At 67.0% G+C, this 17,801-nt stretch carries 16 protein-coding genes and 1 tRNA gene; 11 read left to right on the top strand and 6 right to left on the bottom strand.

Translation table 11 applies throughout. The features are described 5' to 3' along the window. Positions 1-142 precede the first annotated feature (142 nt). The 3 genes from ACZ5MC_RS15160 (at position 143) to ACZ5MC_RS15150 (ending at position 3,199) form a co-directional block, all read left to right on the top strand. The gene (locus tag ACZ5MC_RS15160; protein ID WP_464516182.1) at positions 143-1,309 is read left to right on the top strand and encodes an alpha/beta hydrolase family protein; all 1,167 of its coding nucleotides are present in this window, start codon (positions 143-145) and stop codon (positions 1,307-1,309) included. Positions 1,310-1,518: 209 nt separating this feature from the next. After that, positions 1,519-2,559: an IS630 family transposase gene (locus tag ACZ5MC_RS15155; protein WP_306597910.1), complete on the top strand. Its 1,041-nt coding sequence runs from the start codon at positions 1,519-1,521 to the stop codon at positions 2,557-2,559. Positions 2,560-2,779: 220 nt separating this feature from the next. Further along, complete coding sequence (locus tag ACZ5MC_RS15150; protein WP_464515953.1) at positions 2,780-3,199, top strand: GxxExxY protein; 420 nt, start codon at positions 2,780-2,782, stop codon at positions 3,197-3,199. Positions 3,200-3,409: 210 nt separating this feature from the next. On the opposite strand, the gene ACZ5MC_RS15145 is transcribed toward ACZ5MC_RS15150, so the two are convergent. From ACZ5MC_RS15145 to ACZ5MC_RS15135, 3 genes are all read right to left on the bottom strand, one after another. Beyond that, the gene (locus ACZ5MC_RS15145; RefSeq protein WP_464516181.1) at positions 3,410-5,320 is read right to left on the bottom strand and encodes a DUF4139 domain-containing protein; all 1,911 of its coding nucleotides are present in this window, start codon (positions 5,318-5,320) and stop codon (positions 3,410-3,412) included. After that, positions 5,320-6,891 carry a DUF4139 domain-containing protein gene (locus ACZ5MC_RS15140; RefSeq protein ID WP_306601337.1) on the bottom strand — a complete coding sequence of 524 codons (1,572 nt, stop codon included), beginning with the start codon at positions 6,889-6,891 and terminating at the stop codon, positions 5,320-5,322. The genes ACZ5MC_RS15145 and ACZ5MC_RS15140 overlap by 1 nt, the downstream gene beginning before the upstream one ends. A 354-nt stretch (positions 6,892-7,245) precedes the next feature. Continuing rightward, positions 7,246-7,320 (bottom strand) — tRNA-Gly (locus ACZ5MC_RS15135). Positions 7,321-7,412: 92 nt separating this feature from the next. On the opposite strand from ACZ5MC_RS15135, the gene ACZ5MC_RS15130 reads away from it, so the two are divergent. After that, entirely contained in the window at positions 7,413-8,141 is a 729-nt protein-coding gene (locus tag ACZ5MC_RS15130; RefSeq protein ID WP_464516180.1) for an SHOCT domain-containing protein, read from the top strand. On the opposite strand, the gene lpxK is transcribed toward ACZ5MC_RS15130, so the two are convergent. Beyond that, positions 8,089-9,150 (bottom strand): tetraacyldisaccharide 4'-kinase, encoded by a 1,062-nt coding sequence (gene lpxK / locus ACZ5MC_RS15125; RefSeq protein WP_306601335.1) that lies wholly within the window; start codon positions 9,148-9,150, stop codon positions 8,089-8,091. The genes ACZ5MC_RS15130 and lpxK overlap by 53 nt on opposite strands. Before the next feature lie 90 nt (positions 9,151-9,240). Here lpxK and ACZ5MC_RS15120 point away from each other — a divergent pair, with 90 nt between their 5' ends. The 3 genes from ACZ5MC_RS15120 to ACZ5MC_RS15110 all read left to right on the top strand — a co-directional run bounded on the left by ACZ5MC_RS15120 (position 9,241) and on the right by ACZ5MC_RS15110 (position 12,157). Continuing rightward, positions 9,241-9,966 carry a cyclic nucleotide-binding domain-containing protein gene (locus tag ACZ5MC_RS15120; protein WP_464516179.1) on the top strand — a complete coding sequence of 242 codons (726 nt, stop codon included), beginning with the start codon at positions 9,241-9,243 and terminating at the stop codon, positions 9,964-9,966. After that, entirely contained in the window at positions 9,963-10,184 is a 222-nt protein-coding gene (locus ACZ5MC_RS15115) for a hypothetical protein (RefSeq protein WP_306601333.1), read from the top strand. The genes ACZ5MC_RS15120 and ACZ5MC_RS15115 overlap by 4 nt, the downstream gene beginning before the upstream one ends. A gap of 80 nt (positions 10,185-10,264) precedes the next feature. Next, positions 10,265-12,157, top strand: coding sequence for a pentapeptide repeat-containing protein (locus tag ACZ5MC_RS15110; protein WP_464516178.1), 1,893 nt, complete (start codon positions 10,265-10,267; stop codon positions 12,155-12,157). On the opposite strand, the gene ACZ5MC_RS15105 is transcribed toward ACZ5MC_RS15110, so the two are convergent. Together ACZ5MC_RS15105 and ACZ5MC_RS15100 are read right to left on the bottom strand one after the other, a co-directional pair. Then, positions 12,158-13,120, bottom strand: a complete 963-nt coding sequence (locus ACZ5MC_RS15105; RefSeq protein WP_306601331.1) for an electron transfer flavoprotein subunit alpha/FixB family protein — start codon at positions 13,118-13,120, stop codon at positions 12,158-12,160. Between the two features lie 21 nt (positions 13,121-13,141). After that, positions 13,142-13,891, bottom strand: coding sequence for an electron transfer flavoprotein subunit beta/FixA family protein (locus tag ACZ5MC_RS15100; RefSeq protein WP_306601330.1), 750 nt, complete (start codon positions 13,889-13,891; stop codon positions 13,142-13,144). Positions 13,892-13,980: 89 nt separating this feature from the next. Between ACZ5MC_RS15100 and ACZ5MC_RS15095 the strand changes: the two genes are divergently transcribed. Genes ACZ5MC_RS15095 through ACZ5MC_RS15080 form a run of 4 tightly spaced genes read left to right on the top strand, consistent with a single transcriptional unit; the run spans position 13,981 to position 17,800 of the window. After that, on the top strand, positions 13,981-15,069 hold the full coding sequence (locus ACZ5MC_RS15095) for a UDP-N-acetylglucosamine--N-acetylmuramyl-(pentapeptide) pyrophosphoryl-undecaprenol N-acetylglucosamine transferase (protein ID WP_464517791.1): 1,089 nt from the start codon (positions 13,981-13,983) through the stop codon (positions 15,067-15,069). 3 nt (positions 15,070-15,072) lie between these two features. Then, positions 15,073-16,371, top strand: a complete 1,299-nt coding sequence (locus tag ACZ5MC_RS15090; RefSeq protein WP_464516177.1) for a S41 family peptidase — start codon at positions 15,073-15,075, stop codon at positions 16,369-16,371. A 4-nt stretch (positions 16,372-16,375) separates the two neighbouring features. After that, the gene (locus tag ACZ5MC_RS15085; protein WP_464516176.1) at positions 16,376-17,293 is read left to right on the top strand and encodes a divergent polysaccharide deacetylase family protein; all 918 of its coding nucleotides are present in this window, start codon (positions 16,376-16,378) and stop codon (positions 17,291-17,293) included. Positions 17,294-17,353: 60 nt separating this feature from the next. Then, on the top strand, positions 17,354-17,800 hold the full coding sequence (locus ACZ5MC_RS15080; RefSeq protein ID WP_464516175.1) for a hypothetical protein: 447 nt from the start codon (positions 17,354-17,356) through the stop codon (positions 17,798-17,800). Position 17,801: the final 1 nt, after the last annotated feature.

Genomic DNA, 17,801 nt, shown 5'->3' with positions numbered 1-17,801 from the left:
CCCAATCCAAGAGGAGATCCCGATCCTGCGTCCGTTCCTCGCTCCCTTCGCCGCGGTCTTTTGCTTTGCCCAACCGGTGGCCGACCCCGGCGGTCACTGGGCCGGAGCCATTCAGGTTCCGGGCCAGGCGCTGAGAATCCAGGTGGACCTGGAGCCCGGTCAACCTTGGCGCGGCCGGATCAACATTCCTGCCCAGATGCTGAAGGATTTCGATCTGGCCGAGTTGAAAGTGGCGCTGCCCGAAGTGGCTTTCCGGATGGCGGGCATCCCCGGCAATCCTACGTTCCTGGGCCTTTTCGAGAACGGAATGATCCGGGGCACCTTCAGCCAGGGGGGTAGGACCTTCCCGTTCCACCTGGAACGAGCGGAGGCGGATCCGCAGCCGGCCAGGGTCCCGCCCGCCGGAGTCGTGGAACAGGTCCTGGCTTTTGGCAAGGCTCCCTTCGTGCTGCCCGGTACCTTGACCCTGCCCGCGGGCAAGGGTCCATGGCCGGCCCTGGTGCTGGTCCATGGTTCCGGTCCCCAGGATCGGGACGGGACCATCGGGGCCAACGCTCCCTTCCGGGATCTGGCCTGGGGTTTGGCCAGGCGGGGCATCGCCGTCTACCGCTACGACAAACGTACCAGGGCCGCGCCGCAGGCCTTCAATACCGCATTCAAGGAACACATGACCGTCCAGGAGGAAACGGTCCTGGACGCTGCCGAAGCCGCCACCATCCTGCGTGGCCAGCCCCAGGTGGATCCAGGCAGGGTATTCGTTCTCGGCCACTCTCTGGGGGGCACCCTGCTTCCGCGGATCGGAGCTCGTTGCACGTTCGCAGCGGGCTTCATCTCCCTGGCGGGGGCGACCCGGCCCATGGAGGACATGATCCTTGAACAATACCGGTACCTCCATGTTCCAGAGGCCGTTCTGGCCGACATGACTGCCCGGGTCGCCAGGGTGAAATCCCTTGCGCCGGGAACAGCCGATTCCGGACCCTTGCCCTTCGATGTCCCGGCCTCCTATTGGTTGGACCTGAAGGGATATGATCCTGGCCGGGAAGCCGCGAAACTGGGAAAGCCGTTCCTGGTCCTGCAAGGGGGGCGGGACTACCAGGTCACGGAACAGGATTTCGCCGGGTGGAAGAAGGGGCTTCAGGGGAAGTCGAGGGCCACGTTCAAATGGTTCCCGGCTCTCAACCACCTTTTCATCGCCGGCGCCGGACGCTCGGAACCCAGCGAATATGCCGTGGCGGGACACCTGGACGAACGGGTCCTGGATGCCATCGCGGACTGGGTGAAGGCCGCTGGGGCCCAGGTTGAGTCCTAGGAATAAATGCTGACTGCAGCCATGCGTACACGTGGTGGCAAGTTCCTCCTCTGGCCCCAGACCGGGTTCCTTCGAGAAGATTCTAGTGTAGGCCGCCAGAAATACCTGTAACGCCAATACAGCTCGTCGCATCCAAGCGGCAGGTGAGAACTTTGGCGCAAGTGGGGCGAGTTGATCTAACTGTGGAGCAATTCAGACGCCTTGAGGAAATGGCGCGGAGCCGGACCTTGCCTGCGCGCAGCGTCCTGCGGGCCAAGATTGTTCTTCATCGAGCTTCTGGCGAGTCCTTTCGTGACATCGGCCAGGCTTTGGGCTGTGATCATCGGACTGCTTGGCAATGCCTCAAGCGATGGGAGGAAGCGGGCTTCGATGGCCTCGAGAGGGAACGCCCAGGTCGAGGCCGGAAGTCTTGGGTGATTGCTTTGAAGGGGCAAGAGGTGCTCCATAAGACGACGCAGGAACAGCCCGTCAATGCCACGCACTGGAGCCGGGCCTCCATGGCGCAGGCCACCGGGGTGAGCGAGAGCACGGTGGGACGCATTTGGCGTCAGAATGGCCTCAAGCCGCACCGCACCGTTGGTTTCAAGTTAAGCAACGATCCTCATTTCGAAGAGAAGTTGGTGGACATCGTGGCCCTGTATCTGGACCCTCCGGAGCATGCCATCGTGCTGAGCGTAGATGAGAAGAGCCAGATTCAGGCCCTGGACCGGACTCAGCCTGGCCTACCGATGAAGAAGGGTCGCTGCGGCACCATGACGCACGACTACAAGCGCAATGGAACGACCACCCTCTTTGCGGCCATGAACACGCTGGATGGTACGGTGATCTCGGCCACGATGCCACGTCATCGCCATGAGGAGTGGCTGAAGTTCCTCAAGCGGCTTGAGCGGGGTACGTCGAAGCGACTCGCTCTGCACATCATTTGCGACAACTACGCCACCCACAAACATCCGGCGGTCAAAAGCTGGTTGAAAGGCCATTCGAGGGTCCACGTTCACTTCACCCCCACCAGTTCATCGTGGTTGAACATGGTGGAGCGATTTTTCCGAGACATCACGGAGAACCGCATCCGAAGGGGTATTTTCAGATCCGTCCCGGAACTCGAAGCAGCGATCCACACCTATATCGCGAGACACAATGCCGCTCCGAAACCATTTGTTTGGACCGCGTCCGCGAACGATATCCTCGCCAAGGTGACACGAGCACGGCAGGCCCTCGCGGCCATTCGGACGGCCTCTGCCAAGGGTTGACGGCGAACCTGCCTTTTTCTTTTCCTCGGTATCCTCGGCCTCCTCGGCGCCTCGGCGATGGCTTTCTCAAGTATCAGTCGGCGCAAAGATTACATGCGCCGAAGCACCCGTCGAAAAGCCCATCGCCGAGGCGCCGAGGAGGCCGAGGATACCGAGGAAAGAATTCTGGCCTGAACGTCCCGGCGTGATTGAGCGCACTCCTGACCCGAAGGAGGAAGTCATGGGTCGGCATTGGGGCGAAGATTGGGGCGACAACTATCCCCATCGAGATATCACCGAAGCCATCATCCTCGCTGCCATCAGGGTGCAGATAGTTCTGGGGCCTGGACTCCTGGAAAATGCCTACAAGGCTTGCCTCGCCCATGAACTCAGGTTGGCCGGACACGAGGCCCTACGCGAGGTTCACCTCGACATCACCTACAAGGAATTGTGCGTCGAGAATGCCTACATCATGGATATCGTGGTGGACCACAAGGTGGTCGTCGAGGCGAAGGCCATTGCGAAGTTTTCGGAGGCCGACTTCGCCCAACTGAATAGCTGCCTCCACTTTGCAAATTTCGAAGTGGGCCTGCTGATCAATTTTCATAACTGGCCCCTCAAGGACGGGGGCATCAAGCGACTCGTCAACACCAAGCCCTGAACTGGACCCGAGGCGAAGGGGGGGGGACAAGGTGTTACCTGTTCTTCTGGCGGCCTACACTAGGTGCGCGCTTTGTGAGCCTCTGTTCTCTGCGCCCCAGCGAATCCTCAGCGCCTCTGCGTTTGGTCCTTCGCTGCCACCTTCCGACGTCCAGGTTCAATGCGAAGTGGGTCGGCGCAAACAATCGGAAGGACGGCCAACCCCGTCCATCTAATCGCTTGTTGGGAGTCCAAGGGCGACAACTTCAGGGACAGATCCGGTGGTCGGTCCCAGAATGCGCCAAGCCTCCTCGATCCTTGCCTGGCCGTGGGATGGCACCTTGACGTGCCAAACAAGATCGCCCTCGATTTCCTGGGCTGGAGTCGCTTCAGGAAGTACCTCGACCCGCACCCGGTCTGACGCTGAGCGAATCGAGGGCTCCTGCACCTGGATGTCGACTTCATGGTCCAGGTCGTTGAACAGGATCACCTTCTCCCGGAGGGTCCATTGCCGGGACTTCCCGTTCCTGGCCAGGGCAACCGTGGCTTCCGTCCGCTGACGTTGGACCCGGATCCCGGGAACTGGGCCAAAACTGAACAAGGTCCGTTCGCCGGGCTGAAGGCGCGGCAGGGCTACCTGCCCGAGTTGCTCTCCATTGCGGAATACCGTGGTCGGGGTTCCAGGGAACCAGGGGTAGCCGGGCTGTGAGCGCAGGGGTGCGACCAGGAACACTTCCGAACTGCTCCTCGGAAGCGCCCGGAGTTGCAAATTCGCTTCCGCGATGCTCTGGGCCAAAAGAATGCGCCTGGCCTGGGAGTCGGAGGGGATATCCCGCTTGCCGGCCAAGCTCCACGCAAGACTCAACTCTCCTGATTCCTCATAATGGGCAGGCGTTTCTTCCAGCGCATAGTTGTTTGAGACTGCCGAACCTCCGAGGACAATGGCTGTATTGGTCACTGAGTGGTCCACCGCCGGTGCGCTCGCAACGACCTCGACGGTGGCCCCTCCTGCGGATGGCATAAGCTGAATGCCAATGCTCACGGGTTGCGCCGAGAGGACGCGAGCGAATGACATCGAGGATGGGTAGCCAGCCCTTGTCGCCTGCAATCGATAGTCCCCAAGCGGCAGGAGTTGAAGCCGGAACACCCCATTCCGGTCGGTCGTTGCGGACCTTGTCCTTGGCTTGATGACGTCGGAGCTGGCAATCACTGCAACCCCGGCCAGAGGGTGGCCGCTCCTGTCCGTGACCCTCCCCTCGATGCTGCCCATAACGGCCACTTCTGGGGCGTTGTAGAGCAGCTTAACGGGCGGGGGCGGGATCGGGGCATGGATCGCCCTTTCCGGTTCCGCGTTCGAAATCTCCAGCCCGACGTTCTTCCAGTCCTCTCCCGTCGCCTGGCCGATGCTTGCATAGCACAGGAGTTCGAGCCCCTTCTCGCCCAGGCGGACCTCATAGGTGGGTCTCCAGCGGGCAGCTCCGGTGCGGCTCAGAACCTGGAGCCGGGCCTCTCCTGCCGCCGGGGAATCCAGCTCTACCGAAATGACGCTTTTGTTTCTTTTTGCCAAACTCTCCTTCTTGAAGAGAGAGGCGGAAAGGGCGCCCAATCGGGCTTGGACAACGGCCTGTTCCTTCCTCAAGTCTTCTGCCTGCGCAAGAATTGCTTCCGAACGGGCCTGGATCGCCCGTGCAAGATCAACGGCCGCCTTGGGATCCGGAACCTGGCCTGTCGGGGTCGCGCCTGAATCGGGCTTCAGATTGGTGATGGCAGCCATGGCTTCATCCAGGGCGCCAAGCTTTTGCACCAGCTCTTCCTGGCCGCGGGTCAGCGTCTGGATCTCGGTCTGAAGGGCCTTGGTGCCAGCATCAGGTTCAGTCCGGGCTTCTTCCTGGGTGATGCCGATGTTGCCCAGGCGGAGACCGGGGATGCCTTCGGCCTGGACGCGAATATCCTCCAAGGAAAGGCCTGGGGGAAGGTCCGTGAGCCGAATCCGCTGGGATCCAGGGCTGCGAAAGTTCCAGGTTGCCTCACGGGTTATCCAGGCTTGATGAGGATGGATCCTTACGCGGCTAAGGGAAAGGTTCAGGGCGGGTTCCTGGGCGGAAAGACAGAGGGAGAGAACGGGCAGGATCAGGCGGCGCATCAGTTCCCCTCCAATGAAAGATCGCCCACGTTGACAAGGTGTCCCACCAAGGGACCCTGGATCCGGGTCTTCTGAAGGACCGTGGCCTTGCCGCCGGGAGGCAATTGGAGGATCCAGCGTCGTATTCCTGTATGGATGGTTTCCCAGCCTGGAGTCGTACCCGACACCTGGTCCACTTTCACGGAATCCGTACCTGAGGTCACTGTCCGGTCCTGGACCTCGACTTCCACAGGGGTCGAAAACGTGCTCTCCACTTCAAAGCTCTCCTTGAAGACCCACTGACGCTCCTTGGTCTTGTCCCCGATTTCCGAATGGTTGCGCTCGAGGACTTCCCTGCGTGCAGTCAACCCAGGCACCGGGCCGTAGCTCAACCGGAGTGGGTCTCCAGGCCCCGGGGCTTCCATCTGGAGGGTGCCGACCCTTTCGGTGCCTTGGAGCATATCCACAGGGCTGCCTCCAACAAGGGGAAAACCGGGAGCAGGGAGGACCATGGCCATCAAATAGACATCGCTTCCCTGGCGGGGGATCGCCAGGTAGCGGAATGAAGGAACAAGATCGAGGCTGCCGATTCGGAAGCGCTGTTCCTCTCCCGTTCGCACCTGAACCTGGCCTGGCACCTTCAAGGTAGTCAGGGCGGCGGGCGAAACTGGATTCTCAGGAACAGGAATGCCGGGTTTTCGAGCGCCGGACTCCTGGTAACTCAGCCCAGGGAGGCGAATCCCTGCCGGAAGGTCCAGGCGACCTGAAGGGGCCTGGCTCAGAAGTTCCAGGCTGATTCCGTTCCAATTCTCATTGGTCGCTTGTTTCACGGCTGCGAACAGGACCAGTTCCAGGTGACGCTTGTCTGGGCTTAAGCGCGCCTCGTAGGCTGGTGCCCAGGATGCCTCCTGGACCCGGAAGGACAATTCCAGGCCCACGGAGCAGGCCCGGGGGACCTCCAATTCCACGGAGATGACCGTGGGATTGGCCTCGCCTTCCCGTTTCAGTCCTTCCATGGCTTCATCGTTCCGGTCAGCCCTCGACTTCAAGGAGCTTCGCTCCTCGCTCAAGGCCGCATCCTGGCGCGCAAGTTCGAGGCTCCGACTCTCGACCGCGAAACTGAAATCCAGGATGGATTGGGGCTTCAGGGCGCCGGTGGTCAGGGATTGCTGAAACCCCTTGGTTTGGGCGGCTTTAAGGTCCAGGAATAGCTGCCTGGCCTTTGCCTGGTTCTTCTGGCGAAGATCGAGGAGGGCCAGCCTTCCCCGGAGGTCAGCGGCCTCCTTCTCCAGGCGTTTCCATTCCGTTCGCTCACGGTAGGTCTGGGGGGCCTCCCTGACCGTCAAGTCACCGATTCGAGTTCCAGCAGGCCCCTGGGCTCTGAGGCGCAAGTCATCAAACCGGAGCCCTGCTGGAAGCCCAGGGATGATTACGCGGCTGGACCCTCCCTCCAGCAACTGGACGGTTCCCTTGCGGGTTACCCAACCTTCGCCTGGATGAAGACGGACAGCCGCAATCGTCGTTTCCACCGGGATCGGGTCTTTGGCTCCAAGGGTGCAGGCGACAGCCAAGAGAAGCCCTAAACGGCGCATGTTGACTCCGGGGGATGCGTTGAGCCTATCGACCCGCCCGGCCTTTTACAAAGGCAACTTTGTTGGGAAAATAAGTTGATGGCCGCTGCGCCCCGCCCTGGTCCTGCGGGGGCCTATCGGCGCGCATCGGACGATTCGATCCCGATCCCCAGCTCCAAAGCAAAAGCCCCTTGCGGGGCCTTTGCTTTGGAGCGGGCGATCGGGATCCCCTCCGGGCCGCGTCCGCTGCTGCGCCCGGCCCTGATCCTCCGGACAGCCCCCCGGGCTGTCCGGAGGGGGCCTACCGGCGCGCATCGGACGATTCGATCCCGATTGCCCGCTCCAAAACAAAAGCCCCTTGCGGGGCCTTTGCTTTGGAGCGGGCGATCGGGATCGAACCGACGACGTTCAGCTTGGGAAGCTGACATTCTGCCACTGAATTACGCCCGCGCTAACGTGCACGGTCAACGTATCACGGGGAGGGGAGGGGGTCAACCTGGGTGCTATCCTGGCGGATGCAGCATCCAAGCTCTGGAGGTTCCATGAAGGTGTTTTCAGGTGTGCCGGCGGTCCTGTGCGCGTTCGCGGCCTTTGCCGCCGCTCCCCATCGCACGAACTGGGAGCTGAAGGAGTTCACCTGGGTGAAGCTGGTGCCCGCCGAGGCGGGCGCGGCGCCGGCGCAGCACCCGGCGCAGCTGGACGCGGAGGCCCTGCGGCGCAGCCTGCGGGCGATCCGCTTCGAGGAGGGGCCCCTGTTCGAGGCCAAGGAGGTGGACCAGCTGGTCAAGCCGCTGCTGGAGGCCTTCGCCGTGGCCGACCCGGGCGAGGACCTCGTGCTGCTGAGCACGGGGCGCAGGGGCGGGGGGTTCATGAACCCGTCCTTCGGCATTACGGCGCGGCTCTTCGTGGAGGGGGGCAAGGTGCAGGTGATCGTGCGGGATGCGCGCCTGGATTTCGTGGACCGCTTCCGCGTGCGCGGCGACAAGCCCGAGTTCACCTACGGGTCCCGCGGCCAGGCCGGCAAGGTGGTGCTCAGGGGCGAGGGCCTGGCCTCCAGGCGCGGCGACTGGGTGGAGTTCCCTGCGGTGCCCTACGCGGCGCCCGCGCCGGTGCTGCCGGGGTTCCAGGGCGCCCCTCCACCCGAGCCCAAGGCCGCCCCCGCCGAAGGCCCCGAGGCCCGTCTGCGGGCCCTGAAGCGGCTCCGGGACGAGAACCTCATCACCGAGGACGAGTACCAGAAGAAGCGGCAGGAGATCCTGAAGAGCCTCTGAGCCGCTCCAGGACCCAGGCCTCCAGGGGCCCGGCGCCCGTCACCCGCTGCTCGGCGACCCAGATGGGCATTCCGGCGGCGCGGGCGGGGTCCAGCTTCACGGCGTCCTTCTCCGTGCACACCAGGCCCTCGGCGCCGGTGGCCCGGGCCTCGGCCTCCAGGGCCGCCAGGCGCGGGCCCAGGGGCTGATGGTCCGGGAAGGCGTGGTTGCCGGTCCAGGGGGCGCCGGCCACCAGCAGGTCCGCGAAGAACGCCTCCGGGTGCCCCAGGGCGCAGAACGCGAAGAGCGGCCCCGGACCGCCCAGGGGCAGGGGGATGCGGGCGCCGGTGTCCAGGCGCCGCAGGGAGGTGATGGCGAAGTCCACCCAGAACACCGGGCCCCCGGAACCGAAACGGCCCCACCAGGCCAGGATGGCGTCCCGGTCGGCGCGGCCGCCGCGGGTGACCACCAGTGCCGAGGCCCGGGCCGCCGAGGCCGCGGGCTCGCGCAGGTCGCCCAGGGGCAGCATGCGCCCGTTGCCCCAGCGGCGCACCCCGTCCAGCAGGAGCAGGTCCAGGTCCCGGTGGAGGCCCCGGTGCTGGAACCCGTCGTCCATGATGAGGAGGTCCGGCCGGGGCGCCAGGGACAGGGCCCGCAGGGCCGCGTGGTGGCGGCGCCTGCCCACCACCACCCGTCCGGGACCCAGGCGCCGGGCCATCATCAGGGGCTCGTCCCCGGTCTGGGCCGGGTCGGAGGCGGGGTCCACCTCCATGGGATCCAGGTCGCGCCGCCCACCGTAGCCACGGGAGACCACCGCGGGCAGAAATCCTTCTGCTTCCAAGGCTTCGGCCAGATGGAGGGTCACGGGGGTCTTGCCGGTGCCGCCGGTGGTCAGGTTGCCGATGGACACCACGGGCACCTCCACCCGGGCGGCCCGTTCCGGGTGCCGGTCGAACGCGCGGTTCCGCAGGGCCACGACCCCCCCGTACAGGGGGGCCAGGGGCGCGAGGATCCAGCGGAGCGGTTGCATTCCACCAGCATAAAGGGAAAAATCGCCTCCCAGTGAAGTTCCCAACGGAGTCGAAGGCAGGTTATCTTTAGATCCATCCCTCGGTTACCCATGTCCGAATCGAACTTCATAGGCCAGAGCAAGCTCACCTTCAAGGAAGGGGAGATTGTGTACCGCAAGGGCGACCTGGCCCAGACGATGTACGTGATCCTTTCCGGCAAGATCCGCATGTACGTCGGCACCGAACCCCAGGGCGACTGGTCCGAGGAACTGGCCAAGGGCGACTTCTTCGGCGAGGGCAGCCTCCTGGAGCCCATCCCGCGCCACCACACGGTCGTGGCCCTGGAGGACACCGAGGTGGTGACCATCTCCCGGGGCACCTTCCTGCGCATGATCCGCCAGAACCCGGAAGTGTCCGTGAAGATGATGCAGCGCCTGGCCCAGCGCAACCGCGAACTGGCCGGCCGCACGGACATGGACGTCTCCAAGGGCATGAAGGCCAGGGCGCAGCCCGCCGCGGTGAGCCTCGTGTCCGTCATCTCCGGGCGGAAGTTCAACATCCTCTCCCACGGCGCGCTCGTGGGCCGCTTCGACCCCAACACGGGCATCCACCCCGACATCGACCTCACCGAGGAGGACCCGCAGCTCAGCGTCTCCCGGCGCCACGCCCGGATCCTCTGCGAGCACAACCGGTACTTCCTGGTGGAGGAGCACGGCGTCGCCAACGGCACCTACATCAAGGGCGAGCGCCTCCCCCCCGGCGACGCCCGGGAGCTGAAGCCCGGGGACCGCGTGGGCTTCGGCATGGTGGTGCTGTTCTTCGAGAAGCCCTCGTGATCAGCGTCGAGGTGTGGCGCGACGAGCACGGCGTCACGTGGGAGCTCGTGCAGCTGGGCCTGGACGAGACCGGCGGCGGCTGCATCATCCGCCAGGGTTTCAGCAGCCTGGACCGGGCCGACGGCGACATGCGGGAGGGCGTGGAGATCATCGCGCGCTTCGGGGACGTGGAGGACGCGAGGTCCTTCCTGGAGGAAGAGGGCTTCGAGCGGGCCTGAGGGGGAACCGGATCCTCGGAGCGGACACTTGAAGGTCAAATGCCCCGGAACCCGGGCATTGGCTTGTTCAAGGAATCCCCATGCACGCGACCCTTCCCGTGGCCCTCGGCCTGCTCCTGGGCTCCCTCGCCCTGGGCGCCCAGGAGCGCATCTATTCGCTTCCGTCCGGCCTCCCGCCCGGCAGCGTGGGGGCCCTGGGGACGGGGATCACCACCCGCTCGAAACGGGTCAACGGACGCCTGGCAGGGCCGGGGGCCCGCCTGGAGAACGCCGATCTGAGGGGGGCCGATTTCGCCGGCCGCGACCTCACCGGGGCCCGCCTGGACGGAGCGGACTGCACGGGCGCCACCTTCCACAATGCGACCCTGACCGGCGCCAGCCTGAAGGGAACCCGCCTGTTCCAGGCCGACATCTCCGGCGCGACCGGGCTGGACCTCGCCGGGGCCCAGCTGCATCCCTTCTTCGAACCCGCCGGCGGGCCGGAGAAGACCGGAGCCCTGCGCTTCTTCCACACCGGCGGAGAGGAGGCGCCCCGGTTTCTCGTGGCCTCGCCCTGGGGCGAGGTGTTCTGGCTGGAAGGCTCGGCCTTGCGGCACCTGTCGCCCACGGGCGTCCAGTACGGGCTCCGGATCCTGGGGGAGGACCAGGCGGTGAAAGGGCTCGCCAAGGACTCCCTGGACCGCCTCTGGGTGTTCGGGGACCGGCGGAACGCGTGGCTCCTCCTCGCCGACCTGAGTCCCGGGCCCAGGTCCGCCCGGGGCTTCTGCCACACCCTTGCCGCGGAGCCGGGGATGGAACCCGTCGCCATCACCGCCGGACCCGGCGGGGACGTGCTGGTTTCCATATCCGGCGGGGCGCTCCACTTCCACGCCTACGACGGCAAATTCAGGGTGGACTCCCTCGGAACGCTTCCCGGCATCGGCCCCGCGGCGGTGGCCACGATGAACGCCGCCGGAACCGGGGTCTTCCTCGCGGGGCCGGAGCGCACGGATATCCGGGTCGTGAAGGTGGGCGGCAGGGGGGGCATCGCCATCGACCTGCCCGCGGGCTGCCGCGCCAACCGTCTCGTGCGCGGAGCGGGAAACACGGTGTGGTTCACCCTGACGGGTTCCCAGGAGGGGATCGGCTGCTTCGACGAGGACACCCGGGCCGTGACCTTCACCAAGCTTCCCCCCGGGGGAGGCCCCCGAATGCCCTGGGACCTGGCCCTGGACGCGGAGGGGGCCGTGTGGTTCACGCAGCGGGGAAGGTCCAGGCTGGGCCGCCTCAAGCCCGGAGGCGAGCCGGTCGAATTTCCGCTTCCCGAGGGCTTCCGCGCCTCGGAACTGGTGCGGGGCCCGGGTGGCCGGATGTTCTTCACGGTGGAAGGCGAGCGCCTCATCGGGTCCGTCCTGGCGGTGCCGCCCCTCGGGGAGGAGAAGAAGGCCTCTCCAGGCGGCGGATGGGACGTCGCGGTCTACGCGCCGCCCCGGGTGGAGCGGCGCAAGCCCCTCACGGACGCCGGGCGCCGCGAGCGCCACGGCGCCCGGGTGCTGGCGGCGGAAGAGCGCTACCGGGCATGGACCGAGCCGGCCCCCGCGCCCCAGGAGGAGGTGAAGTCAGCCCCCATCCCGGCGGGGCCCCAGGACCGGCTCGCGGCCCTGGACGTGAACCTCTCCTGGGGGGCCCTGCGGAGCATCCTGGCCAAGCACGGATACGGGTCGTGCCCGGACAAGAGCCAGTTCGCGCCGGAATACGGCACGCCCGCGGCCCTGGCCGCGCTGATCGCCGAGGGCATGGAGAACGCCGGCGCCATCGGCCGGGTGCGGGTCACCGACGCGGAAGGCCACTTCCTCACGTTCTGCGAAAAAGCGGACGTGGGCACCCGCTTCGGAAGCGAGGTGCCCACGGGGCGCTTCGTGGTGAGGACGCTGCGGCACTTCAACGGGGAGCACTTCGAGCACGACGTGATCGGAGCCTACCCCACGCGGTAGCTATTTCGCCAGGGCCCTGGCGGCCTTGGTCAGTTCGGGCACCACCTCGAACAGGTCGCCCACGATGCCGTAGGTGGCCAGCTTGAAGATGGGGGCCTCGGGGTCCTTGTTGATGGCCACGATGACCTTGGAGCCCGACATGCCCGCCACGTGCTGGATGGCGCCGCTGATGCCGCAGGCGATGTAGAGGGTCGGGCTCACGACCTTGCCGGTCTGGCCGATCTGCATGCTGTGGGGCAGGCCCCAGCCCGCGTCCACCGCGGCCCGGCTCGCGCCGACCACGCCGCCCAGGGCCTCGGCCAGCTCCTCGAGGAGCTTGAAGTTGGCGCCGTCCTTCATGCCGCGGCCGCCGGCCACGATCACGTCGGCCTCCGCGATGTCCACGTGGCCCGCGCCCTTGGTGAGGATCTCCTTCACCACGGCCAGGAAGCCGCCGCCTGGGGCGGGGAGGGTCTCCACGGTGCCCGCCTTGGCGCAGGGCGCCAGGGAGAAGACGTTGGGGCGGGTGGTGGCCACCTGCACGGGGGTCTCGAAGCGGGTGGTGGCCAAGGCCTTGCCGGCGTAGACGGGGCGGGTCACCAGGAGGCGGCCCTCCTCCATGGCCAGGCCGGTGATGTCCGAGGCGTAGCCCGCCCCGAGGCGCGCGGCGGCCCGGGGGGCCACGTCGCGGCCGCAGGAGGTCGCGGCGGCCAGGAGCGCGGTGGCGCCCTTGGCCTTCACGGCGTCGGCGATGGCCTGGGCGTACCCGTCGCTGGAATAGGCGGCGAGGCTCGGGTCCTCGATCTTCACGATCACGTCCGCGCCGTACTGGGCGGCCTCCTCGGCTCCGGCGCTCGTGGCGCCCACGAACAGGGCGCCCAGGCCCTTGCCCGCGGCATCGGCCAGCTTCCGGGCCTCGCTGAGGGCCTCGAGGGAAGGCTTGCGGATCTTCCCATCCTTCGTCTCACAGAAAACTAGAATCATCTCGACCTCGGAATGGGTGGTTTACAGGACCTTGGCTTCGTCGCGCAGGAGACCCAGGAGCGCCGCGGCCTGGGCGGCGGCGTCCCCTTCCAGCTTCCGGCCTTCGGGGCGGGAGGGGGGCAGGGCGAGGGTGACGGTGGTGACCGCGGGGGCCACGGGGGCGGCGTCGACTTCCTCGATGGTCTTCTTCTTGGCGGCCATGATGCCCTTGAGGTTGGCGTAGCGGGGCTCGTTGAGGCCGCGCTGGGCGGTGACCACGGCCGGCAGGGAGCCTTCCAGCACCTCGCTGTCCGCGTCCCCTTCGCGCTCGGCCTTGAAGCGGCCCTCGGCCAGCTCCAGCTTCGTCACGACGTTGGCCTGGGCCACGCCCAGGAGCTCGGCCAGCATGGGGCCCACGGAGGCGTTGTCGCCGCCGAAGCCCTTGTTGCCCAGCAGGATCAGGTCGAAGCCCTTGCCTTCGGCGAAGGCGGCCAGGGTCCGGGCCACGGCCAGGGGGTCCCCGGTCTCGGCGGACTTGACCAGCACGGCCTGGTCGGCGCCCAGGGCCAGCGCGTTGCGCAGGATGTCCTTGGCCTTGTCCCCGCCCACGGAGACGGCGGTCACTTCGGCGGCGGCGGTTTCCTTGAGGCGCAGGGCCTCCTCCAGGGCGTACTCGTCGTAGGGGCTGGTGATCCACTTGACGTCGCCGCCGTCGAGGGATCTTCCGTCCGCAGCCACCTTGATCTTGGTCTCGGTGTCGGGCACCTGCTTCAGGGCCACAAGAATCTTCATTCGATCTCCCGAAAAAAAGGGAGCCGCCCTTTCGGTACGGCCTAGTCCTAAATACTACCAGGGAATCGCCAAATGGTATCCTCGTGCCCATGACCGGACGCATGTATGCCGACAGCCTCGTGTTCACAGGGGGCGGGACGGGGGGGCACTTCTTCCCCGCCGTGGCCCTGGCCGAGGGGGCCCGGGCCCGCTGGGACCGGCCCATCGCCTTCGTGGGGGCCACCCGGGGCATCGAGGCGCGGCTCCTGCCCCCGGGCCCCTGGCCCTTCGAGCTGCTGGACGTGGAGGGCTTCGTGGGGCGCTCGCCCCTGAGGACCCTGCGCGCGGCCTGGAAGCTCTTCCGGGCCTGGCGGATCCTGGTCAACACCTGGAAGGTGCATCGCCCCTGGGCGGTGGTGGGGACCGGCGGCTACGGGGCCGGCCCGGCCCTCCTGGCCGCGCGGAGCCTGGGCATCCCCTACTTCCTCCACGAGTCCAACGCGAGCCCCGGGCTGCTGGTGAAGACCCTGGCGAAGGGGGCCGACGGCGTCTGGTGCGGCATGGAGGAGGCCCGCGGCGGCCTCCCCGGGGCCCGGTGCGTCCTGGCTGGGACGCCGGTGCGGGAGGCCTTCCTGCGCGACTTCCAGCCCCTGTCGGCCCAGCGCCCCCCCTACCGGCTCCTGGTGCTGGGGGGCAGCGGCGGGGCCCGGGCCCTCAACGAGGCGGTGTTCCTGGCGGCTCCCGGGCTCCTGGAGCGGTTTCCCCAGTGGGACCTCCTCCACCAGACCGGCCCGGGGCCCTTCGCGGACCTGGCCGCCCTGGACCGGCATCCCCGGCACAAGCTGGCGCCCTTCCTGGAGTTCATGGACCGCCAGCTGGAGGCCGCCAGCCTCGTGGTGACCCGGGCCGGGGCCAGCACCTGCGCCGAGCTCAAGGCCGCGGGTCGCCCGGCCGTCATCGTGCCCATGCCGGGCAGCGCCGGCGACCACCAGGTGGGCAACGCCCGGGCCATGGAGGCCGAGGGCCGCGCCCGGGTCGTGCTCCAGGGGCCCGGGATGCACCTGCCCCTGGCGGAGGAGGCGGCCCGGCTCATGGGGGATCCCGCCGTGCTGGCCGGACTGTCCCGCGCCGAACCCAACCGGGCGGTGGACATCTGCCTGGATGATCTCGCGTCCAGGATGCAAAGGAGCCTACACTAGGGGATGCACCAGCGCACCTGGCTCTCCCTCCTGACTCTCCCCATGGTGGCGATGTTCACCTACCCGGTGGTCTTCCACCCGGTGCAGGAAGCGCCGCGCAAGGAGGTCAAGCCCGCCAGCACCGATCCCCTGGCCGGCCTCTCCGACATCCAGGACGTGCTGTCCCTCATCAAGGACAACTACGTCGATCCCCCGGACATGGAGAAGGTCATCACCGGCGGCATCCAGGCCGCCCTGGAACGGGCCCATCCCCTGAACTCCTACCTCACCCCCGAGGACCTGCGCCTTCCCGATCCCGGGGCCGGCTCCATCGGGATCCAGGTGCTCAAGCGCCAGATCTACGCCCAGGTCATGGGCGTGACCGCCGGCAGTCCCGCCGCCAAGGCCGGCTTCCAGCCCGGGGATGTGATCCGGAAGGTGGACGGCGATTCCATCGGTCCCATGAGCAGTTGGACCCTGGAGCGCAGGCTGCGCGGGACGCCGGGTTCCGAGGTCGCCCTCCTGCGCTATGCGGCCGCCAACGGCGAGCTGAAGAAGATCTCCGTCAAGCGCGAGCTGGTCGCCCGTCCCCCCGCATTCGTGCGCAAGGAGGCCAAGGCCACCCTCATCGGCATGGAGGACCTGACCCCCGGCCGGGCGGTCGAACTCCAGGCCCTGCTGAAGGACCTGGACCACAAGCTGCCCCTCATCCTGGATCTGCGCCGCTGCAACGGCGGCAGCCTCAACGAGGCCGCCCTGGTGGCGGGCCTCCTGGCGGGCGCCGGACCGCTGGCCACCGTGCAGGAGACGGGCAAGGCCCCCGTCGCCGTGGCCGTCATTCCCGCCGGCCTGCCGACCTTCGCCAAGGTGGCCGTGCTCCAGGGCCCCTGGACCTGCGGCGCCGCCGAGGCCCTGTCCTCGGCCCTCAAGAAGCAGTCCGTGCCCGTCTTCGGCGAGCGCACCATGGGGCTGGGCGTGGAACGCACCCGCTTCCCCCTGCGCCAGGGCGGCGCCGCGGAAGTCGTGAACAAGCGCTGGCTGGGCGCCGGCGGCGAGTTCCTGGGCGTGGGCGGCGAGAAGCCCGCGGCCATGAAGGCCCGGACCGACCCCGCGCACCCCGGGGACGCCGTCCAGGCCGGCGTCATCCCCGATCACGTCTTCAAGAACCTGAAGCCGGAGGAGGACCCCATCCCGCGGATCCTTGAGATCCTGGAGGAGAAGGCCAAGGCCGCCCAGCTGAACATCCCGCGGCAGAACCGGCGCGACCCGGTGCTGGTGTCCGGGCTGCTGCGAAGGGTCCCGGCGGACCGGGAACCGGCCTAGGCCCGTGGCGACCCGACGCGGGGGCCGAGCCTCCACGCCCCGCCTGGCCGCGTTGGCCGTGCTCATGTTCGCGCTGGGCCTGGGAATCGGCGCCCTGTTCACCTCCCAGTCCTGCTCGAAGAAGGGCCGCCTTCCCGGCGACGAGGAGAAGGCCCCGCCCAAGCCCGCCCCCAAGCCCAAGCCCCGCAAGCCCGAACCGGTCCCGCCCGCGCCCGCGCCAACGCCCGTTCCCGCGCCCGAGCCGAAGTCGGCCCTGCCGAAGCTGGCGGTGGTCATCGACGACCTGGGCTACGCTCCCACCGAGCTGGTCACGCGCCTGTGCGCCCAGCCCGTGCCCCTCTCCGTGGCGGTCCTGCCCTACCAGGAGCACACCCGCGCCAGCGCCGACATCGCCCACGAACGCGGCAAGGAGGTGATGCTCCACCTCCCCATGGAGCCCGTGGGCTACCCGGCCCCCGGCAAGGACCCCGGCCCCGAGGCCGTGATGTTCGACCTCAAGGAGCCCGACCTGCGGGCCCGGGTGCGCAAGGCCCTGGCCGACGTCCCCTGGCGCAAGGGCGTGAACAACCACATGGGCTCGCGCATCACCCCCGACCGCACCCGCATGCGGTGGATCCTGGAGGAGATCCGGGCGAAGAAGTGCTTCTTCGTGGACAGCCGCACCGAGAAGGAATCCGTGGCCTATGACGTGGCCCGGGAGCTGTCCGTGCCCACCGTCCAGCGCAAGGTCTTCCTGGACGACGACAAGAGCTTCGCGGAGATGAAGAAGCAGTGGGAGCGGGCCCTGGGCATCGCGGCCAGGGAGGGTCACGCCGTGATCATCGGGCACATCTACCCGGAGACGGTGGAGGCCCTAGAAAAGCTCATCCCGGCTGCGAAGGGGAGGGTGCAGTTCGTGCGGGCCGGAGATTTGGCGCGGTAGCACCCTTGACGGCGGGTGGAGTCTGTATAAATTATTTAATTAATTTATCAGGAGCCACCCATGCGGGTCAGCCCAATCCGATGCGCATTTTCAGCCCTGCTTCTCCTCGCCAGTGCGACCGCGCAGGCCGCCAACCTCGGGAATGTCCTGAAATCACCTGGAATCATGAGCAGCGGGCAGGTGATGTATTCTCGGAACAAAATATTCGAGCTCACCATCAGGCCCTTCGGTGTTCTATGCATCGAGCGCATCGTTGGAACCGAAAAGCATGTCGTGTGGGCCGCCGGCGGCGGCGGAACCTCCCTCGAGCCGGTCTACAACCTTGAAATGCAAAAGGATGGAAACCTCTGCCTGTATGAGATGAAGCCCAGCAAGAGGCTCATCTGGCAATCCGATTCCCCACACATTATCGATAATCCATTCATGATCCTGCAGGACGATGGCAACCTTTGCGTCTACGGTTCATGGCGTGGACGGCAGGGTACGCTCTGGTGCAGGTTCAGGTAGG

It is taken from the genome of Mesoterricola sp. JemC181 (assembly GCF_055384585.1).
This window is presented reverse-complemented; position numbering and strand designations above follow the sequence as displayed.